Origin of the sequence: uncultured Nostoc sp. (assembly GCF_964245445.1) — a bacterium.
Lineage (GTDB): Bacteria > Cyanobacteriota > Cyanobacteriia > Cyanobacteriales > Nostocaceae > Nostoc.
The window spans coordinates 1-6,818 of sequence record NZ_CAXTNE010000352.1; the positions used below are offsets into that span (position 1 = coordinate 1).

Genomic DNA, 6,818 nt, shown 5'->3' on the forward strand with positions numbered 1-6,818 from the left:
ATGACCAATGACCAATGACAAATGACCAATGACCAATGACTAATGATTCAATAGATTTAGGAAGTATTGTGGAGAAAAATAAATGTTTGCGATTGCAGCTTACATCGGCTTTTTAGCTTTGTTCTTTGGTTTGGCTGTCGGTCTGCTGTTCGGTCTGCGGACTGCCAAGATAATTTAATCGACAGACAGATCGAACTTATCAACCTATGAATTTTGAGGGACGGGCATTCTGCCTATCCCTCAATGTGCTTAAAAATAGCATCCAAAAGTTGGCGATAAATCTGTTTAACTCAATTAATCAATAGCAAACCGTATTGAACTAAAGTAATTTTTTAGACGATACTTTGTAGGTAGTCGAACGATCGCCTAATCGATTAGTTTGTTGTCCCACTAAAACACTCACTAGTACAATCGCTGCTTCAATTAGTTGAATTGGCATTAGCGTTTGATGTAACACAATAAATCCCATCAGTGTTGCAACTAGGGGACTCATCAATCCCAAGCAAGAAACAGCTGTTGCTTTTAATCGCTCAATTTTGCGAAACCAGAGCATATAAGCCAACCCAGTTCCCACCAAACCCAAATAGACAAATCCCAATAGGTTTGCCACACTCAGGTGAGTCAACGGTTTTTCAACAACTAGGGCAATAGGTAAAAGAATGATCCCGCCGATTGCCAATTGCCATGCCGTAAACACCAACAGAGGACTGGACGTTATCCGTTTTTCTGGTCGATTTATCTATAAAAGAAAAAACTTTATAAAGATCACATAAATTTGTTGCTGATTTTTTTTTACAGCGCTAAAATCAGTTTGAAATGATTGATCTCACATCTTGCACCGAAAAACAATAATGTAGTTTCAGATACTCCGAATAAAAGCTCAAGCCTTGATTTAGCGATAAAAGCCAATAAAATTAAGGTAATTTTATCGCATATATTTTTAGTTTCTCTGGGTTTATACGGTCAGGGGTGAGATTAGGGTAATCACTGTAACCACTATTTAAAGGATAGTAAATGATGAGTAACATTATACAAAAAAATCTTGAGCAGTACGGATTTGCCGAAATTACTGTTGAAGATGGGATGACAAAAGGGGAAGCTTATACAAAGGAATGTTCGGGTTCTCGTTCGGATTGTTGCACCCGTACTTGTTCAAGGGATGAAAACTTTGTAGGAAGTGCAGATGAATGGGAACAGTTTCTTAATGTTGAGGGCGGACAGGTACAATACTGATGAGTGAAAATTGGAATAAATATAAACCCCGTCTTCGAGATGGAGTTGATATTTATCTAGAGTCTGAAAGTGACGTTACTTTTGTTTATTTATCTACTCGTAAGAGAATAAAAGTTCAGTGTCACCCTTTACTCATAAAAAGCCTTTCATGGTTAACAGGAGAGTTTTCAGTAGAAGAGTTAAACTCTCGTTTAACTAACTCTTCATGTGAAGAGTTTTTAATGAACAATGGGTTTTTAGAGTTTATTAAGTATTTATATAAAAAAGGAATTCTTAATTACGAACATTGGATTGAAGAAATTAATTTACCATATTTATATAAGAAAAGGTTAGAGCGACAACTAAATTTTTTTCTTGATATTACTGATAGCTCTGATGAAGTTGCTAGAATCCAATCTAGAATTTATCAAGCTAAAATAGCAATATTTGGCATTGGTGGTATTGGCAGTTGGTTATGTCGAGAACTTGTGATGATGGGATTTCACAATTTCTTGTTAGTTGATTACGATATTATTTCTGAATTTGATATATCTAGACATGGATTTTTTGAACAAAAGGTAATAAATCTTCAAAAGACTGAAGTAGCCAAACAAATGATTCTTGATATTGATCAAGAGGCTTGTGTAAAAGTCTTTGCTCATGCTTTAACAATAGATACTGATTTAGAAAGTTTATTACTGGGCATGGATTGTATTATTAATACAGCTGATGAACCTTATATCGGTTATACAGGTTTAAAACTGTCTCGTTATTGTGTTCAACATAAAAAGCCACTAATGATTGCTGGTGGTTTTGATGCACATTTAGGCTCTTTAGGCGAGTTAATAATACCAGGTGTTACTCCTTGTGCAGACTGCTATAATACATTTTTTAAAGAATCTTTGAAAGATTGGAAGCCTATTAGTCATCCTGTTAAGGATAGAAGAAGCTCATTCGGGGGTTTAGCATCTTTGTCGGTTCTTGCAGCTTCAACAGCTGCAATGACTATTGTTCGTTATTTTATTGATCCTACAGGTATATTTGAAGGTGAACGAGGAGAATTGCTCTTCGATGATTACGACTTATCAGTCTTTCCTGTTCAAAAAAATCCTACCTGTCATATATGCAGCAATTTAGATAATGAAAGATAAATATTTTCGTCTCCGACCATCTGTAAGTTTTGTTCCTATTGATGTAAAAAATGAATTTTATCAGAGGTTTGACTTCTTTTTATCTAATACGCGTCGAATAGTTCCAGTAGTATTCTCTCAACCTATATTAACTGATATTATAAGTAAATTGGATGGAACTAATTCTGTTAAGTTTATTATAGAATATTTTGGCAATAATCATGAAGAAGCTATATGCTCTTTTTTAAATTTTCTTGCTTCTAAGTGTCTTATTGAGGATATGGAAACCGCAGCAGAGATTGCGAAAACTCCTTATCGCAGAGTATTAAATTTTCTTGGAGATTATATTTCTTATACTTCAATTTTTGAAGTCTGGAATAAAGTTAAAAATAATCATGTTGTTATAGTAGGATTGGGTGCAGTTGGAAGTTGGGTATCTATTCTTTTAGTTCAAAGTGGAATAGATAAATTAACACTTATTGACAATGATGTAGTTAAAGAAACTAACTTAAATCGTTCAATTTTTACATATAAAGACTTAGGTTTAAAAAAAACTACAGCAATATCAAATAGACTAAAGTCTATTCAACCTAATGTTGAAGTTAGTGAAAGAACAACAGTTATTTCCCAATCGGACGAAATATTAAACATATTAAATTATTTAAAAATAAAGAATGAAAGTATTTTAGTAATTAACTGTGCAGATTTTCCGAATGTTGATGTCACATCAAACCTAATTCATAAAGCTTGTATGAAGAGCAAAATTCCCTATATTATAGCAGGAGGGCATAATCTCCATTTAAGTTTAATTGGGCCAACCATCCTTCCTTATGAAACAGCTTGTTTTGAATGCATGGCTCTTACGCTTGAAGACATTAATGCACCAGAGTTAAAAAATATTAGAAAACTTCCTCGACCACAGCGTAACATAGGAAATCTTGCTCCATTAACTGGGATATCATCGTCGTTTGTGGTTAATGAAGTAATACGTATTGCTTCAAAAGCGCCTGAGCTAAAACCTGCAATGGTAAATCGAAGAGGTGAATATAATTTTTTCACAAATAAAATTAATTTCATTGATTTACCAAGACGGACTGACTGCCCATGTTGTGGAAAGAAAAAATAATTAGTATTGACAATAATTAAGCTTAGTAAATTTCATAAACTATAGTATTTATTTGATGCACTATCCATTAATTTTCCCAAATAAATTTCAAGATTGTTTTACACAATTGATTATTGTTACTAATTTCAGCAATACCTTTTTATTATTTGCTTATTAATATATGTGTACTAAATCATAGCGATCGCCTGACAATTTTTCTTGGTATCGCTTAATTCATATCTTGACCAACTTGTCAATGTGTAAGTCCTAAAAATTACACTCCAAGATGAAAATTCTACATCGCAAAGCAAAGACGCGATAAATCGCGTCTCTTGGCTTAATTAGAAAAAAAACATTTAGCCTAGATTTGAATTTTCAACTAAATGTTTTGCACCAAATCAAATATTTATCCCACTACAGCTGGACTTGCTACCTTCTCCTGTCTTTGGGAAGGCGGACGCATTCCCAAACCAAGTAAGTTCAGCATTTCTCGATCGCTATCATAATCTGGACAGGGAGTAGTCACTGTCAACATTTTGTTGTCGTCGCTAGAAAAGATAGAATTGGCTCCTGCCATAAAGCAGAAAGCTTGTTCAACTTGAGAAAGTCTAGCCCTACCGGCACTAAGACGCACATCGGAAGCTGGCATTAAAATTCTGGCTGTGGCAATCATCCGCACAATATCCCAAATGGGTACATCAGGCTGATTTTCTAAGGGTGTACCCGGTACTTGTGAAAGAATATTAATTGGCACAGACTCTGGATGCGGATGTAAGTTTGCCAGAGTTTGTAACATCCCAACCCGGTCATCAACAGTTTCGCCCAAACCCAAGATACCGCCGGAACATACAGTAACATTTGTCTGACGGACATTCTCAATTGTGTTTAAGCGATCGCTATAAGTTCTCGTGGTAATAATTGTGCTGTAATATTCCTGCGAGGTATCTAAGTTGTGGTTGTAGGCGTAAAGTCCCGCTTCTTCCAATTTCCTGGCTTGATTTGCTGTCAACATACCCAGAGTGCAGCACACTTCTAAACCCATTGCGGTTACATCCTTGACCATTTCCAGGACTTCCTCAAATTGTGAGTTATCCCGCACTTCGCGCCAAGCAGCACCCATGCAGATGCGACTAACACCAGTTTCTTTCGCTTTCTGAGCGATGTTAACTACCGTTTCCTTTTCTAGGAGTGCTTCCGCCTTTACCTCTGTTTTATAGCGGGAAGATTGGGCACAGTAGCTACAATCTTCTGGGCAACCTCCCGTTTTAATAGATATAAGCTTACAAACTTGTATTTTTGTTGGGTCATGATATCGGCGATGCACGCTAGCAGCTTGATAAATCAGCTCTAGCAATGGCGTGTTGTATATCGCCCGAATCTCTAATTCCTGCCAATCGTAGCGTATTCCCACCACATCACTATCCTTCTTGTAGACTGGGTTAAATCTTGAGCTGTCTTTTGGTTGAATTTCCTACGGTACAGCGTTTGGACAAAGCGATTTTATCGAAGTTATGCCGCTTACTGTGCTTTATCACCCATTGGCTCTCAACCAAGAGGTAGGGGGCAGGGGGAAATGATCCTATCAAGAATTGCTGTGGAATGAAGGGGGGAACATGGGTGTGAGTCCCCCACTTCTATTAAGTGGCTCTCGAATTGATTGGGTCGAATCCCAATTCTTTTCTATCTCCCTTGCTCTCAGCTAAGAGCTCCCCTGCCTCTTGTTCAATCCTTGCGCTCTAGATATTAGACATCAGCTTATCAAGATTTTGGTTGAATGGCAGATTCACAGCCAAAATACTCAGTTTATCTGTTGCAAGTAAAGCGAAAGCATGACATTTTCGGCAAAGAACCCATATCTACACCACTGATTATCCAAATTGGAACAATAATACAACTCATCTTGCTGCTGCTAAACCACGGTATGAGAGAATTTACAAAATCTAGAGAATGTTTCGGGAAGAGATCCCGCCGATTAAGTAATTTATGATATCCGAACTGCCACTAATTACAAGCGATCGCCTGTTCTTACGAGCGGCTATCCATGAAGATATACCCCAAATTCTCAAATACTTCATTGATAACAAAACCTATCTCACTCCATTTTACCCTCTTTGGGCTGATGGTTTTTTTACTCAAGAGTATTGGCAGTATCAGATAGAAAGCAATTTTCTGGAATTTCTTAATGGTCAATCGTTAAAGCTATTTATCTTTACCAAAAAAAATCCTACCGTAATTATTGGCACTGTAAATTTTAGTAATTTTGTCCGAGGAGTCGCTCATTTTTGCTATGTGGGATATAGCCTTGCTGAAAGTAAACAAGGTAAAGGATATATGACAGAAGGGCTAAAAGCCGCTACTCAATATATTTTTGAAGAGTTAAATTTTCACCGGGTCATGGCTAATTATATGCCTCACAATCGTCGCAGTGGCAATGTACTCAAAAGACTCGGTTTTGTCATTGAAGGATATGCTAGAGACTATTTATTGATTAATGGGCAATGGGAAGATCATATTATGACAAGTCTTATCAATCCTAATTGGCAAGTACCTAAACTTTAAAAATGGCTGAGTATAATTTTTAATAAATATTATTTTATTTATAAAGAAATGGTATGAGCATTGTTCAATCTACAGCTATTGATAATGAATATTACAATAGCTGAATTTTCATGAATTTAAGATATCAGCTGTAAGCATCTAGAAATTCATAGCAAATTCATAATAAATACACAACAACTCCACAAGTAAATGCAATATTAACGTTTATTCGCTAGCCAGCCAAGTTATTAAGGTTAGCTTGAGTTGATGTGTCCAATTCTATGAAATGATTGAGGAGTTTTTCAAAATGCCCATTAATTCTATAAAGCGCTTATCTGTCTTTTCTGCTATCTTCGCTTTTGCTACCATCTTCCACGGAAGTGTTTTGGCACAACCAGTTTCAAATCCCACCACTACACCACCAGCCTTAAAAACTCAGACTAGTCCTGCATCACACCAAAAAATCAAACTCACAAATCAACAGCGCCTACAAATCCAAGTGGCCCGTCAGCAAAGAGATAAGGATATTCAGGCTCTATTAAACCCATCCCAAACGACTAAATTTAAGGCAGCACTGCAATCCCGTCAGAGAATTAGAACAACGTTAACATCTTTGGATCTGAATCAAGATCAACAGAAACAGGTTCAATCAATTTTGCAAACTTATAACCAGCAAGTGAAAAAAATTCTATCTTCACAGGCATCACAACCAACATCAAACTCAGTAGGAATTACTCCCCCAACATCACAACCAATTACAAAATAGAAAATCAGTTTGATTTACAGCAGATTGCAGGTAGATAGAGTACACTAAACGCTAGTGCATCAACCGG

At 36.4% G+C, this 6,818-nt stretch carries 8 protein-coding genes; 6 read left to right on the forward strand and 2 right to left on the reverse strand.

Translation table 11 applies throughout. The features are described 5' to 3' along the window. Positions 1 to 82 precede the first annotated feature (82 nt). A complete protein-coding gene (gene petL / locus ACFE90_RS34365) occupies positions 83 to 178 on the forward strand; it encodes a cytochrome b6-f complex subunit PetL (protein ID WP_109007553.1) in 96 nt (31 codons plus the stop codon). A 141-nt stretch (positions 179 to 319) separates the two neighbouring features. Here the strand turns inward: petL and ACFE90_RS34370 are convergent, their stop codons facing one another. Next, the gene (locus ACFE90_RS34370) at positions 320 to 697 is read right to left on the reverse strand and encodes an EamA family transporter (protein ID WP_375506757.1); all 378 of its coding nucleotides are present in this window, start codon (positions 695 to 697) and stop codon (positions 320 to 322) included. Positions 698 to 1,014: 317 nt separating this feature from the next. On the opposite strand from ACFE90_RS34370, the gene ACFE90_RS34375 reads away from it, so the two are divergent. Genes ACFE90_RS34375 through ACFE90_RS34385 form a run of 3 tightly spaced genes read left to right on the forward strand, consistent with a single transcriptional unit; the run spans position 1,015 to position 3,468 of the window. Beyond that, a complete protein-coding gene (locus ACFE90_RS34375; RefSeq protein WP_375506758.1) occupies positions 1,015 to 1,233 on the forward strand; it encodes a hypothetical protein in 219 nt (72 codons plus the stop codon). Then, a complete protein-coding gene (locus ACFE90_RS34380; RefSeq protein WP_375506759.1) occupies positions 1,233 to 2,363 on the forward strand; it encodes a ThiF family adenylyltransferase in 1,131 nt (376 codons plus the stop codon). The genes ACFE90_RS34375 and ACFE90_RS34380 overlap by 1 nt, the downstream gene beginning before the upstream one ends. Beyond that, positions 2,353 to 3,468, forward strand: a complete 1,116-nt coding sequence (locus ACFE90_RS34385; RefSeq protein WP_375506760.1) for a ThiF family adenylyltransferase — start codon at positions 2,353 to 2,355, stop codon at positions 3,466 to 3,468. The genes ACFE90_RS34380 and ACFE90_RS34385 overlap by 11 nt, the downstream gene beginning before the upstream one ends. Before the next feature lie 385 nt (positions 3,469 to 3,853). Here the strand turns inward: ACFE90_RS34385 and bioB are convergent, their stop codons facing one another. After that, positions 3,854 to 4,861 carry a biotin synthase BioB gene (gene bioB, locus ACFE90_RS34390; RefSeq protein ID WP_375506761.1) on the reverse strand — a complete coding sequence of 336 codons (1,008 nt, stop codon included), beginning with the start codon at positions 4,859 to 4,861 and terminating at the stop codon, positions 3,854 to 3,856. A 569-nt stretch (positions 4,862 to 5,430) separates the two neighbouring features. Between bioB and ACFE90_RS34395 the strand changes: the two genes are divergently transcribed. Together ACFE90_RS34395 and ACFE90_RS34400 are read left to right on the forward strand one after the other, a co-directional pair. After that, complete coding sequence (locus ACFE90_RS34395) at positions 5,431 to 6,006, forward strand: GNAT family N-acetyltransferase (protein WP_375506762.1); 576 nt, start codon at positions 5,431 to 5,433, stop codon at positions 6,004 to 6,006. A 286-nt stretch (positions 6,007 to 6,292) separates the two neighbouring features. Beyond that, complete coding sequence (locus tag ACFE90_RS34400; RefSeq protein ID WP_375506763.1) at positions 6,293 to 6,751, forward strand: hypothetical protein; 459 nt, start codon at positions 6,293 to 6,295, stop codon at positions 6,749 to 6,751. The last annotated feature ends 67 nt before the right edge of the window (positions 6,752 to 6,818 follow it).

What these genes read in the sequence shown, in the direction of transcription:
- ACFE90_RS34380 (WP_375506759.1), top strand. Translation starts at nt 1,233, where the DNA reads ATGAGTGAAAATTGGAATAAATATAAACCCCGTCTTCGAGATGGAGTT.
- ACFE90_RS34395 (WP_375506762.1), top strand. Translation starts at nt 5,431, where the DNA reads ATGATATCCGAACTGCCACTAATTACAAGCGATCGCCTGTTCTTACGA.
- petL (WP_109007553.1), top strand. Translation starts at nt 83, where the DNA reads ATGTTTGCGATTGCAGCTTACATCGGCTTTTTAGCTTTGTTCTTTGGT.
- ACFE90_RS34375 (WP_375506758.1), top strand. Translation starts at nt 1,015, where the DNA reads ATGATGAGTAACATTATACAAAAAAATCTTGAGCAGTACGGATTTGCC.
- ACFE90_RS34400 (WP_375506763.1), top strand. Translation starts at nt 6,293, where the DNA reads ATGCCCATTAATTCTATAAAGCGCTTATCTGTCTTTTCTGCTATCTTC.
- ACFE90_RS34385 (WP_375506760.1), top strand. Translation starts at nt 2,353, where the DNA reads ATGAAAGATAAATATTTTCGTCTCCGACCATCTGTAAGTTTTGTTCCT.